Below are 16,869 nucleotides of genomic sequence, written 5' to 3'. Positions count from 1 at the left end.
CTCCCTCAGATCAGGCCGCCGTCCAGTACGTCGAGGCCCCGGGCAAAGGCCCCGGGCGCGGCGGCGCCGAATTTCTCGTTGCGCCGGTTTCCCTCGGGATCGGCGCGGAACTTGTCGTAGAGTTGCAGGCACACGACCCCCAGCTTGCCGAAGGCGAGCGCCAGGAAGAAGCGCAGATCGGCCTCGTCCGTCGGGCTGTCGAAGCCGGTGGCCTGGACATAGGCCTCGGCCAGCGCCCGGCGGCTCAGCGCGCCCGGGGCTTCGGAATGGGTCAGGTTGATGGCCTTCAGCCCCGCGGGATCGTCGGCCTCGGCCCAATAGCTGAGCATCGTCGCCAGATCGAAGAAGGGCGCGCCCAGCGTCGCCATGTCCCAGTCGAGCACCGCGTTCGGCGCCAGCGTCACCGGGTCAACCACCACGTTGTCGAGCTTGAAATCGTTGTGAATGACCGTGAGCCGCGCGTCGGCGGGCCCGACCTGCCCCAGCCGGTCGAAAAGCGCGACCGCTTCGGGCGGCACCCCCGCCCCAGCACCATGCAGCCGGGCGCTCCAGCCCCGCAGCGTGCGCTCGGCGAAGCCCGAGGCCCGGCCGAGGCCCAGCGCGCCGATCGCCGCCGGGTCGAAGGCGTGGAGCTGGGTCAGGATGTCGGTCTGCAAAAGCGACAGGGCACGCGCCGTCCCGGGCGTCATCGCCGCGCCGAGGGGCGCGGTGCCGTGCAGCGGCAGGCCCGCGCGGAATTCGGAGATCAGGAACGGCGCGCCCAGCACCCCGGCATCCTCGCAATAGGCCAAGGGACGCGGGGCCAGCGGCCAGACCGGCGACAGGATCGACAATGCCCGATGCTCGCGCCCCATGTCATTGGCGCCCTTGGGGATCTCGCCCGGCGGCGGGCGGCGCAGGACCGCCCAGCGCCCGCCGACCCGGATCAGGTAGTTGAGGTTGCCATAGCCCCCGGCGAATTGCCTGAGCGGCGTGTCGTCGAGGGTCTGCCCCGCCGCCGCCAGATACCGGGCCAGCGCCGCATGGTCGAAAGGCAACGCCTGCGCGGGATCGCGGATCAGCACGGGATCAAGGGGCAGATCGGGCGCCATCAGATCGCCCAGCTTTCCGCGTCGTCCACGGTCAGCGAGGCGCCGTTGACGAAGCCGCTGGCCGGATCGCAGAGGAACAGCAGCGCCGTGTCCAGATCCCGCGGCGTGCCGACCCGGCGGCGGGGCAGCCGCGCCAGTTCCGCCTGCCCGCGCGGCGTCTCCCAGAAGGCGTCGTTGATCTCGGTGCGGATATAGCCCGGGCAAAGCGCGTTCACCCGGATCCCGTGCCGGGCCCATTCCAGCGCGTGGCAGGCAGTCATGTGCTGGAGCGCCGCCTTCGACATGCAATAGAGCGAGACGCCCGACCCCGCCCGCCTGGCCAGCATGGAGGCCACATTGACGATGGCGCCGCCGGTTCCCGCCCCGATCCAGAGCTGCGCGCAGAGCTGCGACAGCCGCCAGGGCGCGCGCAGGTTCACGGCCATGGTACGGTCGAATTCCTCGGGCGTCTGGTCCTGGGCGCGGCCGGGCAGGCTGATGCCCGCATTGTTGATGAGCAGCGTCGGCGCGCCCAGCCGCTCGGAAATCCGGTCGATCAGGGCGGGCGCGGCCTGCAGATCCTCGGCATCATAGGCGAAGGCCGCGGCGCCGTCGCCCAGTTCCCCGGCCAGCGCCGACAGCCGGTCAACGCGCCGCGCGGCCAGCGCCACCCGGGCGCCGCGCCCGGCCAGCGCCCGGGCGAATTGCGCGCCCAGCCCGCCCGACGCCCCCGTCACGATGGCGATCTGCCCCGAAAGATCCGTCATTGCGCCTTCTCCTCTGCTGCGCCCGACGCCTCAGAACCCGATCGGCCAGTGGACGATCTTCGAGCCGTCGATGAAGCGGCTGTGGCGGAAGGGCGTCGGGTCCACCACCGGGGTCTCGCCGGTAATCATCTCGGCCATGAGCTGCCCCGCCGCCGGGGCGATGCCGAAGCCGTGGCCGGAATAGCCGGTCGAGATGTAGAAACCCGGAATCGCCTCGACCGGCGAGATCACCGGGATCGCGTCGGGCGAAACGTCGATCCAGGCCGACATCCGCTCGTTCACCACCATGTCCCTGAACTGCGGGAACAATTTCTTGATGTTGACGGTTGCCTGATCGAGGATGCTGTGCCCCGGCTCGGGCCGCATGATGCGGTATTTCTCGAAGGGCGAACGCTGGTCCAGCCGCCAGCCCTTTTCCATCCCGACCTCCTGGAACGTCCGGCGCCCGATGCGGAATTTCATCGCCCGCCATTCGTTCTTCAGCGCCGGGACGTAATCCTTCAGGTAGCGGAAGCTGTCGGGCACGATATCGACCGGATGGGCCGAGCGCATGCCGACGTTGTAGCCGCCGTCCAGCCGCTCGCGGAAACCGAAGCCGGGGCCCGAGCCGCAGCCCTGCGGCCCGCCTGAAATGGGCCGGGTGCGCATCACCTGGCTCAGCATCTTCAGCTGCGGCATCTTCACATCGACCGACCGGGCAAAGAGCGACGACCAGATCCCCCCCGCCAAGACCACATGCTTGCACTTGATGCGGCCCTTTTCGGTCACCACCTCGCTCACCCGCCCGCCCTCGGTCTCGAAGCCGCGCACGGCGCAGCCCTCGATGATCCGGGCGCCCAGCCTGGCGGCGCCCCGGCCGATCAGTTTCGTGGCGATATGCGGCTCGGCGAACCCGTCCGAGGCCGTGTGCAGACCGCCGCCGAATTGCCGCGTGGCGCCGGGGACGAAACTGTTGATCTCGGCCTTGGAAACCCAGCGGGTGTCGAGGCCGAATTGCGCGACCTCCTTCATCCAGGCCTCGTAGCGGACCAGATCCGGCTCTTCATTGACGAAATAGGTGATGCCGCGCACCCGGAAGCCGACATCGGCGCCGACCATCTGCTGCATGCGGCCCCAGAGGTCCATCGCATGCTTCATCAGCGGCACTTCGCGCGGGTCGCGGCCCATCTTGCGCACCCAACCCCAGTTGCGGCCCGATTGCTCCTCGCCCAGCGTGCCCTTTTCGCACAGCACCACCGGCACGCCCTTCTGCGCCAGGAACAAGGCGGTCGAGACGCCGACGATGCCGCCGCCGACGATCACCACCTCGGTCTCGAGCGGGACAACGGAGAAGTCGGCAGTGGGGGGGAACTCAGCGTTCATGGGGCATCCTGTGGTTTGCGATCAACTGGCGGCGCGTTCCAGCGCGGCCTTGTAGGCGTCGGTCCGGCTGAGCACGAAATCGTGGAAGGCCTGGGCCGCGACCGAGAGCGAATCCTCGCTGCAGATCATGCCCAGCGAGATCGGCATGGCCGGGGTGAAGGGACGGAATTCAAGGCGGGGATTGCGCCGCAGATGCGGCGAATAGGGGCTGACGATGGACACGCCCAGCCCCGCCGCGACCAGATTGCAGACCGATTCATGCGTCGTGGCCTCGGTCAGCATGCGCCGGTCGATGCCCTTCTTCTCGAACAGGATATCGGTCTCGAAGCGGAAGGGCGCGCCGCGCGGGAAGCTGACGAAGCTTTCGTCGGCCAGATCCTCGGCCTTGATCGCGGCTTTCTCGGCCAGAGGATGACCGGCGGGCAGCACGCAGAGCGCGGGCATCTTCACCAGTTCGCGCACCGTCACCGCGGCGCTGGAAATCGGCAGCGAGACGATGCCGATATCGGCCCGGCGCGAGGCGATCCATTCGGCGATCCGGTCCTGCGGCTGGCTTTCCAGCCGGATGGCGATGTCGGGATAGCGTTTGCGGAATAGCGCCACCACCTCGGGGATCAGACCGTTGTCGTAAGGGCCCTGCGCGGCGATCGTCACCGTGCCGCTGGCCAGCGAGCGAATCGCGTGGACCTCCTGATTCATCTCCTCGAGCCCGACGAAGAATTTGTCGACCAGCACAAAAAGGCGGCGCGCATCCTCGGTCGGCTCGGCCCCGCCGCGCGATTTGCGGAACAGTTTGAAGCCGACGGCCTCTTGGAAATCCAGCATCAGGCGGGACACGGCGGGCTGAGAAATACCCAATGATTCCGCAGCCTTGGTCATGCTTCCCAGGGTGATGACCGCCCGGAAGGCCTCGATCTGTCTGACGTTGAACCGGTTCACTGAGGCTGTCCTTTCCCGCAAGCACTTGGGGAGAATGCACAAAAAATAGGCGGCGCCCTGCCCTCACTCCCAGAAGGTCTAACATAACATAAGTGTCGTCAATAGGATTGTTGACGCACAAAATATTATGTCCTAGCGTCTCATCAATCGGGGCCGCCTGCCCCCTTCCAGTCGGGAAACTCGCATGTCCGCTGCCTCCTCCCTGCCTCTGAACGCCTCGCATTGGGGGGCGTTTCGCGCCGAGGTCGAGGGCGGCAGGCTGCGCCGGATCCTGCCTTTCGAGCACGACCCCCGCCCCTCGGGCATGACCGGGGTCTGGCCGGAAATGCTGGATCATCCGTTGCGCGTGGCGCAGCCGGTGGCCCGCAAGGGCTGGCTGTCCGGCGACAAGGGCGCGGCCCGGGGCGAGGACAGCTATGTCGCGCTCGGCTGGGACGAGGCGCTTGACCTCGCCGCGGCCGAGATCGGCCGGATCCGCGCGACCCATGGCAATGGCGCGCTTTTCGGCGGCAGCTACGGCTGGTCCAGCGCCGGGCGCATCCACCACGCCCGCACCCTGGTGCGCCGCTTCTTCGGCGCCATCGGCGGGCATGTGGATCAGGAGACGAATTATTCCTATGGCGCGGCGATGGCCTTCGTCCCGCGCATCGTCGGGCGCGACATGATCGGCGCCTCGCTGACCTCGGCCGCCTCGATCCGCGAGCATTGCGACATCTTCCTGGCCTTCGGCGGCCTGCCGCTGAAGAACTGGGAAATCCAGGCGGGCGGCGTCGGCGAACATCGCTACGACAGCTTCATGGCGGGCGTGACCGGGCGGGTGCGGGCCGTCAACATCTCGCCCTGCCGCGAGGACATCGAAGAGAAATTCGGCATCGAATGGCTGCCGGTGCGGCCCAATACCGATGCCGCGCTGCTCATGGCGCTGGCGCAGGTTGTCGTGGCCGAGGGCAAGGCAGACCGCGCCTTCCTGACCAGCCATGTGAATGACGCGCAGCCCTATCTCGACTATCTGGCGGGCAAGACCGATGGCACGCCCAAGACGCCGGAATGGGCCGAAACGATCACCGGCATCCCCGCCGCGACGATCCGCGATCTGGGCCGGGCGCTGCCGGGCAAGCGGGTCATGGTCTCGCTCAACTGGTCGCTGCAACGCGCGCGGCATGGCGAACAGCCCTATTGGGCGGCCATCGCGCTCGCCTGCGTGCTGGGTCAGGTCGGCCTGCCGGGCGGCGGTTTCGCCTTCGGCTACGGCTCGTCCAACGCCATGGGCAACCCCGAATACCGCACGCCGCTCTACGGCCTGCCGGGGATCCCCAACGCCACAGGCCTGTCGATCCCCTGCGCGCGCGTCGCCGACATGCTGCTGAACCCGGGTGCTGAATACCGCTACGATGGCGAGACGCGGGTCTATCCCGAGGTGAAGCTGGTCTATTGGGCGGGCGGCAATCCGTTCCATCACCACCAGGACCTCAACCGCCTGCGCGAGGCCTTCCGCCGGCCCGAGACGGTGATCGTGAACGAGGGCTACTGGACCGCCACCGCGCGCCATGCCGATATCGTCTTCCCGGCCACCGTGACGCTGGAGCGCGACGATATCGGCGGCGCCTCGCGCGATCGCTACCTTCTGGCGATGCAGAAGCTGGTCGCCCCCCATGAATACGCCCGCGACGATTATGACATCTTCGCCGCGCTGGCGCGGCGGCTCGGCGATGCCGAGGCCTTTACCGAGGGGCGCAGCAGCGACGACTGGCTGGACTGGGCCTGGAGCCGGATCAGCACCAACCTCGCCGCCCGCGGCGTCAACGTGCCGACCTACGAGGATTTCCGCGCCCAGGGTTATCTGGCGATGCCCGAGCCGCAGGAAAGCTACGTCATGCTGTCGGATTTCCGCGCCGATCCGGTGGCGCATCCGCTGTCGACCCCCTCGGGCAGGATCGAGCTTTTCTCGGCTCAGGCCGCGGCGGAACCCGGCCAACCCGGGCACCCGGTCTGGTTGGACCCCGAGGAATGGCTGGGCCGCGCGACGGATGCCGCCCCCCTGCACCTGCTGACCCCGCAGCCCAAGCGCAAGCTGCACGGGCAGATGGATTTCTCGGCCTATTCCCGGGCGGGCAAGGTGCAGGACCGCGAGCTGTTGCAGATCAACCCGGCCGATGCCGCCGCGCGCGGCATTGCCGAGGGCGATGCGCTGCGCGTCTTCAACGCGCGGGGCGCCTGTTTCGCCATCGCCCGGATCGACCCCGGGCTGATGGCCGGTGTCGTGGTCCTGCCCACGGGTGCCACCTATGACCCGGACGGGCTGACGGACCGTTCGTCCAACCCCAATGTGCTGACCCGCGACATCGGCACTTCGGAACTGGGCCAGGGCTGCGCCGCGCAATCCTGCCTGGTCGAGGTCGCCCGCCACGACGGGCCCCTGCCGCCCCTGCGGGTGACCGCGCCCCCTCCGATCCAAGCGAAAGAAGACTGACCGTGTCCCTGCCCTTCGACCATCTCGTCCTGCTCGTCCACGACCTCGACGCCGCCGCGCGCGACTTCGCCGCGCTGGGCTTCACGGTGCAGGAGCGCGCCGATACCGAACACGGCAAGACGCAGTTCCGCTTCGTCTGCTTCGACGATGGCAGCTACATCCTGCTGACCGCCTTCACCTCGGCCGAGGGGCAGGCGAGCCACCGTCTGGGCGAGGTGCTGACCGCGGGCGAGGGCTGGGCCGACTGGAGCTTCACCGTCCCCTCCGCCGCAGACGCCGCCGACGCGCTCAAGGCCGAGGGCCTGCCGGTGCGCGGCCCGGTGCCGGTCTCGAATGTCATCGCCGATGGCAGCCGCTGGGCGCTGGAGCTGACGCTGACCGGCCGCGGCGCCGAGGGCGACGTATCCCTGCCCTTCGTGGTCTCGGACGTCGAGGGCCGCCCGGCCCGCATCCCCGCCCCCGTCCCGCACGCGAACGGCGCGACGGGGATCGCGGGTCTGTCGCTCTCGACCGGCAACCCGGCAGCGGTGGGCCGGACCCTGAAAGCGCTGGGCGGGCGGGAAACCGCACCGGGCCGCTTCGATTTCGGCAGGGTCTGGGTCGAGGTGCTGCCGCTCTCCACCCCTCTGGGCCGCAGCGGCGGCGGCATGGTCAAGGCCGCGCTCTCGGGCGGCAGTGACCGCGAGTTCGACACGCGCCTCACCCATGGCGCGCCGCTCGCCATGATCCGGGATTGAGGCCATGATCCCCACCGACAAGACCTCGAAACAGATCTTCCGCGACTATCAGGCCGCGCCGAGGGTGCCGGAACGGGGGCTTGGCCAGCGGATCGCGCAGATCAACGTCGATCTGCAGCGCCGCTACACCGATACGGCGACTTTCCCCACCGCCTATGACGGCCATCCGCGCCAGTTCGAGGGCGTGAATGCGCTGGCCGCCGCGGTGCGCAACCTGGGCGGGCCGGTGGTCTGGGCCTATGTCGCCTATCTGCCCGATGGCTCGGATGCCGGGATGTGGTCGCGGCTGTCGACGACCGAATGGGCGCTGCACAAGGTCGGCCACGACAGCCCGCAGGCGGAACTGGACCCGAGGCTCGACATCCGGGACGGCGACCTGACACTGCACAAGCGCATGTCCTCGTGCTTTTTCGAGACGCATCTGGCCAGCTATCTGAACTGGCACCGCATCGACACCGTGATCGTCACCGGCGGCGCCACCTCGGGCTGCGTGCGGGGCACGGTGATGGATGCGCTGTCCCTCGGCTATCACGTCTGCGTGCCCGAGGAGACGGTCGCCGACCGCGAGGAAGGCGCCCATTTCGCCAACCTCTACGACATCGCTTTCAAATACGGCGACGTGAAGCCCCTGGACGAGGTTCTCGCCCAGCTGGCCGCGCGCGCGCAGGAGACCTGACCATGACCAAATGGCGCGAACCCTACAGCTACGATTACGCCCCCTACGCGGGTCGGCCGAAAATCGAATGGCCGAACGGCGCGCGGGTGGCCTTCTGGGTGGCCCCGAACATCGAATTCTACGAGATGATGCCGCCCCCTTCGCCCACCCGCGAGGTCTGGTATCGCCCGGAACCCGACATCATCAATTATTCGATGCGCGATTACGGCAACCGGGTCGGCTTTGACCGGATGGCCGATGTCATGGCGAAATACGGCGTGCGGGGCTCGGTCTCGCTCAATGTCGCGGTCTGCGACCATTTCCCCGAGATCATCGAGCGCTGCTGCGAACTGGAGTGGGAGCTGTTCAGCCACGGCATCTACAACACCCGCTACCTCTACAACATGACCGAGGACCAGCAGCGCGAGATCATCCGCCAGTCGCGCGAGACGATCAAACGCGCCTCGGGTCAGGATCTGGACGGCTGGCTCTCGCCCGCCATCTCGAACGGCGAGACGACGCAGGACCTGCTGGCCGAGGAGGGGATCAAGTACACGCTCGATCTGTTCCACGATGACCAGCCGATGCCGGTGAAGACCCGCAGCACCAACCGTCTGGTCAGCGTTCCCTACATGATGGAATGCAACGACGTGCCGGTGCTGAACTTCAAGAATATCTCGCCGCGCAACTATCTGGAAATCATCAAGAACCACTTCGACCGGCTCTATGCCGAGGGCGAGGAATCCGGCACCGTGATGTGCGTGCCGCTGCATCCCTACCTGATCGGCCAGCCGCACCGGCTGCATATCCTCGACGAGGCGCTGAAATACGTCACCGGCCACGACAAGGTCTGGCTGGCGACGGGCCGCGAGATCGCCGCGCATTTCGAGGCGCATTACTACGACCGCTTCACCGCGTGGATGCAGCCCTTCACCGCGGAGGCCCAAGCATGAGCCTGATCCCCGACAGCTATTTCGACTATCCGCTGCGTCGCAAGGGCATGGACCACGACCGCTACGCCGCGCGCTATCTGCGCGATGTGCCGTCGTTCCAGTGGCAGGGCGGCAAGACGCTTCTGGTCTGGGCCTGCGTGCATCTGGAACATTTCCCGATGGACATGCCGGCAAGCCCGGTCAAGCCGATCGGCGGCATGGACCGGCCCTATCCTTCTGTCTGGGATTACTCGACGCGGGATTACGGCAACCGGGTCGGGATCGAGCGGCTGTTCCGGGTGCTGGACAAGCACGGCGTCAAGGCGACGGCGGCGATGAACGCGGCGCTGGCGCCCCGCTATCCGCATCTGATGGACGAGGTATTGAAGCGCGGTTGGGAAGTCGCGGCGGCGGGCGTGGACATGGGGCATCTGCACCATTCCCGGCTCTCCGTGGAAGAGGAGAGGGCCTTGGTTGGCGAGGCCTTCTCCACCCTCCGCGCCGCCTCGGGGCAGGCGGTCACCGGCTGGCATTCCCCTGCCCATTCGCAATCCGCCGTGACGCCTGACCTCGTGGCGGAAGCGGGAGCGAAGTACATCTGCGACTGGATCAACGACGACCTGCCTTATGCCTTCCACACGCCGGCGGGCGACCTGACCCAGCTGCCGCTCAGCTACGACCTGTCGGATCACAAGATCCTCGGCCTGCAGAACATGCCGATCGGCGATTACGAATACCAGCTCGACGCGGCTTTCGACGTGCTGCTCGATGAAAGCCGGACCCGGGGCGGGCGGATCCTGTCCCTGTCGCTGTCGCCCTGGATCATCGCCCAACCCGGCCGCATCGACGCGCTGGACCGGCTGCTGGGCCGGTTCCTGAAAGCGGACGGCGTGGCCTCGGCCACCGGCGAGGAAATCCGCAGCCAGTGGCAGGGTCTGGGGATCGCCTGATGACGGTGCCCCACGCCCCCACGCCCAATTGGCTGACCGCCGGCGAGGCGCTAGCGCGCATCGCCGGCGGTCAGCTGACGGCGCGCGGGCTGATGGCCGCCTGCCTCGACCGCTGGCGCGAGCGCGATGCGGTGGTGCGGGCCTGGACCCATCTCGACCCCGAGGCGGCGCTGACCCGGGCCGAGCACGCGCGCCCCGGCCCGCTGCAGGGCCTGCCGGTCGGCGTCAAGGACATCATCGCCACCGAAGACATGCCGACCAGCCTGAATTCCCCGCATTTTCAGGACCATTGGCCGAATGTGGATGCCGCCGCGGTGGCCATCCTGCGGCAGGCGGGCGCGGTGATGATGGGCAAGAACGACACGGTGGAATTCGCCGTGAACGGCCGCCGCGCCGCCACCACCAACCCGCATGACCCGGCCCGTACCCCCGGCGGCTCGTCGTCCGGGTCGGCGGCGGCGGTGGCGGACGGGCAGGTGCCCGTGAGCCTCGGCACCCAGACCGGCGGCTCGGTGATCCGGCCCGCCTCCTATTGCGGGGTCTATGCCATCAAGCCGACCTGGAACCTGGTCAGCCACGAGGGTTTCAAGGTCTGCGCCGCCAGCATCGACACGCTGGGCTGGTACGCCCGCTCGGCCGCCGATCTGGACTTGCTGGCCGAGGTCTTCGGCATCGAGGCCCTGCCCGCCCCGGCGACACTCACCGGCGCCCGGATCGCCATTTGCCGCAGCCCTGTCTGGGACAAGGCCGAACCCGCCACCCTCGCCGCCATGGCCGAGGCCGAGACCCGCCTGCGCACCGCCGGGGCCGAGGTCACGATGCTGGACCTGCCCCCCGCCTTCGACGGCCTGACCGAGGCGCATCGCATCGTCATGCAGGCCGAGATGCGCACCGCCTTCCTCGCCGATTACCGGCGCCTCGGCGACGCGCTCTATCCCGAGCTGGTCGGCATCCTGAAGAACGAGCGGGGCGAGAGCCGCGCCGATCTTCTGGCCGCGCTCGACCTCGCCGCCGCCTGCCGGGCCGAGTTCGACCGCCTCGCCCGACCCTTCGACGCGGTGCTGACCCCCTCGACCCCGGGCGAGGCGCCCCTCGGCCCCGACAACACCGGCGCCGCCACCTTCAACCGGATCTGGACGCTGTTGCACATGCCTTGCGTCAACGTTCCGGGCCTGCGCGGCCCCCATGGCCTGCCGGTCGGGCTGACGCTGACCGGGCCGCGCTACACCGACCGTCGCCTGATCGCCATCGCGGGCCAGCTGGGCGCGCTGCTGGCCGACCGCAACCCAGCCAGGAAAGGCCCCGTTCCCGCGACCTGATCCTTACCGCGCGCCGTGTCCCGCAAGCCGCGGCGCGCCTGCCTGCCCGGCCCCTCGGGCAAAACCGGGCGAACGGGGCCGCTCCCGTCCCGTTCGCCCACCCCGCCGTCACCGGCCCTGCGCGGCCATCCTCATCCCCTGCGTCCCGCTGCCTGGAGAAAACCCATGACCACGATGAACCGCCGTTCCTTCCTGTCGACCCTCGCCGCCGCCGGGGTCGTGCCCGCCGTCATGGCGGGGTCGCGCCGGGCGCTGGCCCAGACCTCGGGCGGCGTGCTGCGCACCCCGGCCTGGCCCGCGCCGACCTTCCTGAACTCGGCCGTCTCGACCGGCGGGCCGGAAAGCTTCCTCTCGCCCAAATTCTACGACGGCTTGCTGGGCTATGAGTACGGCATGGTGCCGAAGGCCTCGCTGGCGACCGAATGGTCGATGTCCGACGACGGGCTGACCGTCGAATTCAAGCTGCGCGACGGGGTGAAATGGCACGATGGCGAGGCCTTCACCGCGCGTGACGTGGCCTTCACCTTCATGGAGGTGCTGAAGGTTCACCACGGCCGCGGCCGCACCACCTTTGCCGCGCTGGAATCGGTGGAAACGCCCGATGATCTGACCGCGATCTTCCACCTCTCGCGCCCGACGCCGGCGCTGATGCGCGCGCTCGACAGCCGCGAAAGCCCGATCCTGCCCGCCCACCTCTACGAGGGGACGGACATCATGGCCAACCCGGTCAACACCGCCCCGGTCGGCACCGGCCCCTTCCTGCTGGAAAACTACGAGATCGGCGCCAACGTTGTCATGGTGAAGAACCCCGATTACTGGGACGAGGGCTTCCCGCGCCTCGACCGGCTGGTCATCCAGTACATCGCCGATCCCGCGACCCGCGTTGCCATGCTGGAATCGGGTCAGGCCGACGCCATCTTCCTCAACCAGATCCCCGCGCAGGAAATCCTGCGTCTGGCGGAACTGCCGGAATTCGAGATGACCACCGACGGGTTCGAGGCCATGCCCTCGGCCCAGCAGATGGATTTCAACCTCGACAACGAGATCCTCGCCAACAAGACGGTGCGCCACGCCATCGCCCATGCCATCGACGTCAACTGGATCACCCAGAACGTCTGGTACGGCATGGGCCAGCCCGGCCGCTCGCCCCTGCACTTCGACCAGCGCGCCTATTTCACCACCGAGGGCGTGCCCTCCTACCCCTATGACCCGGCGCGGGCCAATGAACTCCTGGACGAGGCGGGCTATCCCCGCGGCGCGGGCGGCATGCGCTTTGCGCTGACCCTCGACCCCTCGCCCTGGGGCACGGAATCGATCACCGCCGCCAGCTACATCAAGGAAGTGCTGCGCCAGGTCGGCATCGACGTGACGATCCGCACCCAGGATTTCGCGGTCTTCGTGCAGACCGTCTACACCGACCGCACCCATGATCTCGCGCTCTATACCGCCTCCATGGGCGTGGACCCGACCATCGGCGTGCACCGGTTCTACAACTCGGCCAGCTTCCTGCCCGGCACCGGCTTCTCGAACGGCGCGCATTACGTGAACCCCGAGGTCGACGCGCTGCTGAACGCCGCCAGCATCGAGACGGACGAGGCCGCCCGCGTGCAGGAATACGCCGACTTCCAGCGCCTCGCCTACGAGGATCTGCCGGTGCTGAAAGTCACCGACATCTCGATGGCCACCATCGCCAATGTCCGCGTCAAGGACCACACGGTCGATGCGCTGGGCGCGCTGGGCAGCCTGAAGCAGTGCTGGATCGAAGAATGAGCGAACCCGTCCCCCTGACCGGGACCGGCACGACCGGGAGGGGGCCTGCCAAGGCCCCCTCCCGCCGCCTGTCACCCGCCCTGCGCTATGTCCTGCGCCGCCTGTTGCAGGCCGTGCTGGTCATGATGCTGGTCATGGTCGGCAGCTTCCTGCTGGTCAAGCTCGCCCCCGGCGACATGGTCGATGCCATGGCCGGAACCCGCGACCTGACCGCCGACCAGATCGCCGGCCTGCGCGAACGCTACGGGCTGGATCAGTCGGTCTTCGTGCAGCTGTTGCGCTACATGGCGCTCTTGGCGACCTTTGACTTCGGCTATTCACCGATCAATGCCGCGCCCGCCATGGATGTGATCCTGGCCCGCCTGCCGGTCACCGCGATCCTGGTCGTCTGCTCGGTCAGCCTGTCCATGGTGATCGGCACGCTCTTCGGCATCCTCGCCTCGCGCTTCGCGGGCAAGGCGGTGGACCTCGGCATCTCGATGTTCATGCTGCTGCTCTACGCCACGCCCAGCTTCATCATCGCCATCCTGCTGATCCTGGTCTTCGCGGTGAAACTGCGCTGGCTGCCGATCGCCGGGTTCGAGAGCGTCGGCATGGGCTACACCGGGCTCACATACCTCAAGGACGTGGCCGCGCATCTGATCCTGCCGGTCACCGCGCTCTGCACCTTCTACATCGCCATCTATGGCAGGATCGGCCGCGCCTCGATGCTGGAGGTGCTGAAACTCGACTTCGTCCGCACCGCCCGGGGCAAGGGCCTGACCGAGGGCCGCGTCTTTTACGTGCATGCGCTGAGGAACGCGCTGCTGCCGCTGGTCACCATGGCCGGGCTGCAAGTGAGTTCCCTCTTCGGCGGCGCCGTGCTGATCGAGACGATCTTCGGCCTGCCCGGCATGGGCCGCACCGCCTTCGACGCCGTTTTCCAGCGCGACACCAACCTGCTGCTCGGGGTGGTCTTCATCTCGTCGCTGGCGGTGGTGATCGTCAATTTCGTGATCGACATGCTCTATATGGTCCTCGACCCGCGGGTGAACCTGAAATGAGGGGCGCGCTGTCCCTCCTCGGCCGCCTTGCCCGTCATCCCTCGGGTCTTGTCGGGCTGGTGCTGATCGTCATCATCGTCGCCATGTCGGCGCTGGCGGGGTTCCTGTACCCCGACGGCCCCTGGACCATGGCCGGTCCGCCGCGCCTCTGGCCCGGCGCCGACCCGCGCTTTCCGCTCGGCACCGACACGTTCGGACGCGACCTGATCCCGGCGCTCTTCTACGGCGCGCGGGTCTCGCTGCTGGTCGGCGTCTCGGCCGCCGCAGCGGCGCTGGTCATCGGCACGGTGGTGGGCGCCGTCGCCGGCTATTGGGGCGGCTGGGTCGACGATGCGCTGATGCGCCTGACCGACGCCTTCCAGACGGTGCCGAATTTCCTTTTGTCCATCGCCATCGTCGGCATCATCGGCGCCTCGCTGCCGGTCATCACCTTCGCCATCGCCATCGTCGCCTGGCCGATGATCGCCCGGCTGGTGCGCGCCGATGTCTTGCGGCTGCGGACCTATGACTTCGTGCAATCGTGCAAGATCATCGGCATGTCCGACCTGCGCATCGTCTTCCAGCAGATCCTGCCCAATTGCCTGGCGCCGATCATCGTCACCGCCTCGGTCCTGGTCGCCAATTCGATCATCGTCGAGGCGAGCCTTGCCTTCCTGGGTCTGGGCGATCCCAATGTCATGAGCTGGGGCACGATCCTCAACATCGGCCGGCAGGAACTGCGCAACGGCTGGTATCTCACCGCCGTTCCCGCCGTGGCGCTGGTGCTGACCGTCATGTCCCTGAACCTGATCGGCGACGCGCTGAACGACGTCCTGAACCCGCGCCTGAAGGAGCGGAAATGAGCCTCTTGCACATCGACAACCTGCGCATCGGACCGGGCCGCGCCGCCCCCATCGTCGAGGAATTGACGCTGAGCGTGGAGCGGGGCGAGACGGTCGGGCTGGTCGGCGAATCCGGTTGCGGCAAATCCCTGACCGCGCTGTCGATCATGGGCCTCCTGCCCGAGAACCTGCGCGTGCGCGAGGGGCGCATCCGGCTGGAAGGGCAGGAAATCCAGTCCCTGCCCCAGCGCAGGCTGCGCCATCTGCGGGGCGAAAAGATGGGGATGATCTTTCAGGAACCCCTGACGGCGCTGAACCCTGTCATGTCCATCGGCAGCCAGATCACCGAGGTCCTGCGCACCCATCGCGGCCTCTCGCAGCGGGCGGCGCGGGACCGGGCGCTGGATCTTCTGACGCTGGTCAAGATCCCCGATGCCGAGGCGCGGCTGGACGATTACCCGCACCAGATGTCGGGCGGGATGCGCCAGCGGGTGGTCATCGCCATCGCCCTGGCCTGCTCGCCCTCGCTGCTGATCGCCGACGAGCCGACGACGGCGCTGGACGTGACGGTGCAGGCGCAGATCCTGCGGCTGTTGAAGCAATTGCAGCGGGAGGAGAATCTGGGGCTGCTGTTCATCACCCATGACCTGGGCGTGGTGCGGCAGGTGGCCGACCGGATCGTGGTCATGTACGCGGGCTCGGTGGTCGAGGAGGGGCGCGTGGACGCGGTGCTGGACGCCCCCCGCCACCCCTATACCGCCGGGCTGATCGCCGCCCGCCCGCAGGGCAGCTTCGCCGCCGGCACCCCGCGTCTGGCCGATATCGCGGGCTCGGTCCCTGCCCCGGACGCAAGGCCCGATGGCTGCGTCTTCCGCGCCCGCTGCCCCCGAGCGCACCCCCGCTGCGCGGCGGAACGCCCGGCGCTGGACCGCGCCGCCTCCGGCCGCGCCGTGCGCTGCCATTTCCCGCTGACCGAGGGAGAAACCGCATGAACGCCGTCCTGAGAACCGAGGCGCTGGAACTTCACCACGCCACCGCCCGGGGGCCGCTGCGGGCCGTCGATGGCATCACGCTGGAGATCGCCAAGGGCGAGACTCTGGGTCTGGTCGGCGAATCCGGCTGCGGCAAGTCGACCCTCGCGCGCTGCATCGTCGGCATCCAGACGCCCACCGGCGGCACGCTCAGCATCGAGGGCGTGCATCCCGGCACGTCCCGCGCCACCCGGCTGGAACGGGCCCGCAACGTGCAGATGATCTTTCAGGACCCCTGGGGCGCGCTCAACCCACGCCTCTCGGTCGAGCGGATCATCACCGAACCGCTGCAGGTCGCGGGCATCGGCACCCGCGCCGAGCGCCGCGCCGCCGCGCTCGCCATCGCCCAGAAGGTCGGCCTCTCGCCCTATCACCTCGAACGGCTGCCGCATGAACTGTCCGGCGGGCAGCGCCAGCGGGTCTCCATCGCCCGGGCGCTGGTCCTGAACCCCAACCTGCTGGTCTGCGACGAAGCGGTCTCGGCCCTCGATGTCTCGGTGCAGGCGCAGGTGCTGAACCTGCTGCTGGACCTGCAAACGGAGTTGGGGCTTTCCTATCTCTTCATCTCGCATGATCTGGCCGTGGTGCGCTACATCGCCAACCGCATCGCCGTCATGTATCTGGGCCGCATCGTCGAGATCGGCCCGGCCGAGGATGTCTGGATCCACCGCCTGCACCCCTATACCCGGGCCCTCATCAACGCGATCCCGGACGAGGCCGCGCGCCAGGATGACGCCCCGATCCTGGAGGGCGATGTGCCGAGCCCGGTGAACCCGCCCTCGGGCTGCCCGTTCCGCACCCGCTGCCCCCTCGCCCGCGCCGAATGCGCCGAAACCCGGCCGGAACTGCGCCGCGTCGGCAGTCACGATGTCGCCTGTCATTTCGCCGAGGCGGGCTGACACGGGGAGCCCCGGCGCGCCGAGGGGTGGAAGCTTTGCCGGTCACCCGGACGATGATCCATGCGGCCGGAGCGATACGGGCGCCGCCCCGCGCTCCGCGCCAA

15 protein-coding genes are annotated in these 16,869 nt (G+C 68.4%); 11 read left to right on the top strand and 4 right to left on the bottom strand.

What is annotated here, in order from left to right; genetic code table 11:
* Window positions 1-5: 5 nt before the first annotated feature.
* From DDE23_RS11500 to DDE23_RS11485, 4 genes are read right to left on the bottom strand one after another with little or no spacing between them, the layout of a single operon-like run.
* Window positions 6-1,091 carry a phosphotransferase family protein gene (locus DDE23_RS11500; RefSeq protein WP_107753865.1) on the bottom strand — a complete coding sequence of 362 codons (1,086 nt, stop codon included), beginning with the start codon at window positions 1,089-1,091 and terminating at the stop codon, window positions 6-8.
* On the bottom strand, window positions 1,091-1,837 hold the full coding sequence (locus tag DDE23_RS11495) for an SDR family NAD(P)-dependent oxidoreductase (protein WP_107753863.1): 747 nt from the start codon (window positions 1,835-1,837) through the stop codon (window positions 1,091-1,093). Before DDE23_RS11495 ends, DDE23_RS11500 begins: the two co-directional genes overlap by 1 nt.
* A gap of 30 nt (window positions 1,838-1,867) precedes the next feature.
* Window positions 1,868-3,199, bottom strand: a complete 1,332-nt coding sequence (locus tag DDE23_RS11490; protein ID WP_202863250.1) for an NAD(P)/FAD-dependent oxidoreductase — start codon at window positions 3,197-3,199, stop codon at window positions 1,868-1,870.
* Between the two features lie 21 nt (window positions 3,200-3,220).
* Complete coding sequence (locus tag DDE23_RS11485; RefSeq protein ID WP_107753861.1) at window positions 3,221-4,138, bottom strand: LysR substrate-binding domain-containing protein; 918 nt, start codon at window positions 4,136-4,138, stop codon at window positions 3,221-3,223.
* Between the two features lie 184 nt (window positions 4,139-4,322).
* On the opposite strand from DDE23_RS11485, the gene DDE23_RS11480 reads away from it, so the two are divergent.
* From DDE23_RS11480 to DDE23_RS11430, 11 genes are all read left to right on the top strand, one after another.
* Entirely contained in the window at window positions 4,323-6,608 is a 2,286-nt protein-coding gene (locus DDE23_RS11480) for a molybdopterin-dependent oxidoreductase (RefSeq protein ID WP_107753859.1), read from the top strand.
* 2 nt (window positions 6,609-6,610) lie between these two features.
* A complete protein-coding gene (locus DDE23_RS11475; protein WP_157958011.1) occupies window positions 6,611-7,345 on the top strand; it encodes a VOC family protein in 735 nt (244 codons plus the stop codon).
* A 4-nt stretch (window positions 7,346-7,349) separates the two neighbouring features.
* Window positions 7,350-8,021 (top strand): isochorismatase family protein, encoded by a 672-nt coding sequence (locus DDE23_RS11470; RefSeq protein WP_107753856.1) that lies wholly within the window; start codon window positions 7,350-7,352, stop codon window positions 8,019-8,021.
* A 2-nt stretch (window positions 8,022-8,023) separates the two neighbouring features.
* On the top strand, window positions 8,024-8,953 hold the full coding sequence (locus DDE23_RS11465; protein ID WP_107753854.1) for a polysaccharide deacetylase family protein: 930 nt from the start codon (window positions 8,024-8,026) through the stop codon (window positions 8,951-8,953).
* Window positions 8,950-9,882, top strand: a complete 933-nt coding sequence (locus DDE23_RS11460) for a polysaccharide deacetylase family protein (protein WP_107753852.1) — start codon at window positions 8,950-8,952, stop codon at window positions 9,880-9,882. Before DDE23_RS11465 ends, DDE23_RS11460 begins: the two co-directional genes overlap by 4 nt.
* A complete protein-coding gene (locus DDE23_RS11455) occupies window positions 9,882-11,201 on the top strand; it encodes an amidase (protein ID WP_107753850.1) in 1,320 nt (439 codons plus the stop codon). Before DDE23_RS11460 ends, DDE23_RS11455 begins: the two co-directional genes overlap by 1 nt.
* 165 nt (window positions 11,202-11,366) lie before the next feature.
* Entirely contained in the window at window positions 11,367-12,971 is a 1,605-nt protein-coding gene (locus tag DDE23_RS11450; RefSeq protein ID WP_107753848.1) for an ABC transporter substrate-binding protein, read from the top strand.
* Window positions 12,968-14,014 carry an ABC transporter permease gene (locus DDE23_RS11445; protein WP_107753846.1) on the top strand — a complete coding sequence of 349 codons (1,047 nt, stop codon included), beginning with the start codon at window positions 12,968-12,970 and terminating at the stop codon, window positions 14,012-14,014. Before DDE23_RS11450 ends, DDE23_RS11445 begins: the two co-directional genes overlap by 4 nt.
* Window positions 14,011-14,856, top strand: coding sequence for an ABC transporter permease (locus DDE23_RS11440; RefSeq protein WP_107753844.1), 846 nt, complete (start codon window positions 14,011-14,013; stop codon window positions 14,854-14,856). The genes DDE23_RS11445 and DDE23_RS11440 overlap by 4 nt, the downstream gene beginning before the upstream one ends.
* Window positions 14,853-15,827: an ABC transporter ATP-binding protein gene (locus DDE23_RS11435; protein ID WP_107753842.1), complete on the top strand. Its 975-nt coding sequence runs from the start codon at window positions 14,853-14,855 to the stop codon at window positions 15,825-15,827. Before DDE23_RS11440 ends, DDE23_RS11435 begins: the two co-directional genes overlap by 4 nt.
* On the top strand, window positions 15,824-16,765 hold the full coding sequence (locus DDE23_RS11430; protein WP_107753840.1) for an ABC transporter ATP-binding protein: 942 nt from the start codon (window positions 15,824-15,826) through the stop codon (window positions 16,763-16,765). Before DDE23_RS11435 ends, DDE23_RS11430 begins: the two co-directional genes overlap by 4 nt.
* The last annotated feature ends 104 nt before the right edge of the window (window positions 16,766-16,869 follow it).

This window comes from Pararhodobacter aggregans, from assembly GCF_003075525.1.
Lineage (GTDB): Bacteria > Pseudomonadota > Alphaproteobacteria > Rhodobacterales > Rhodobacteraceae > Pararhodobacter > Pararhodobacter aggregans.
This window is presented reverse-complemented; position numbering and strand designations above follow the sequence as displayed.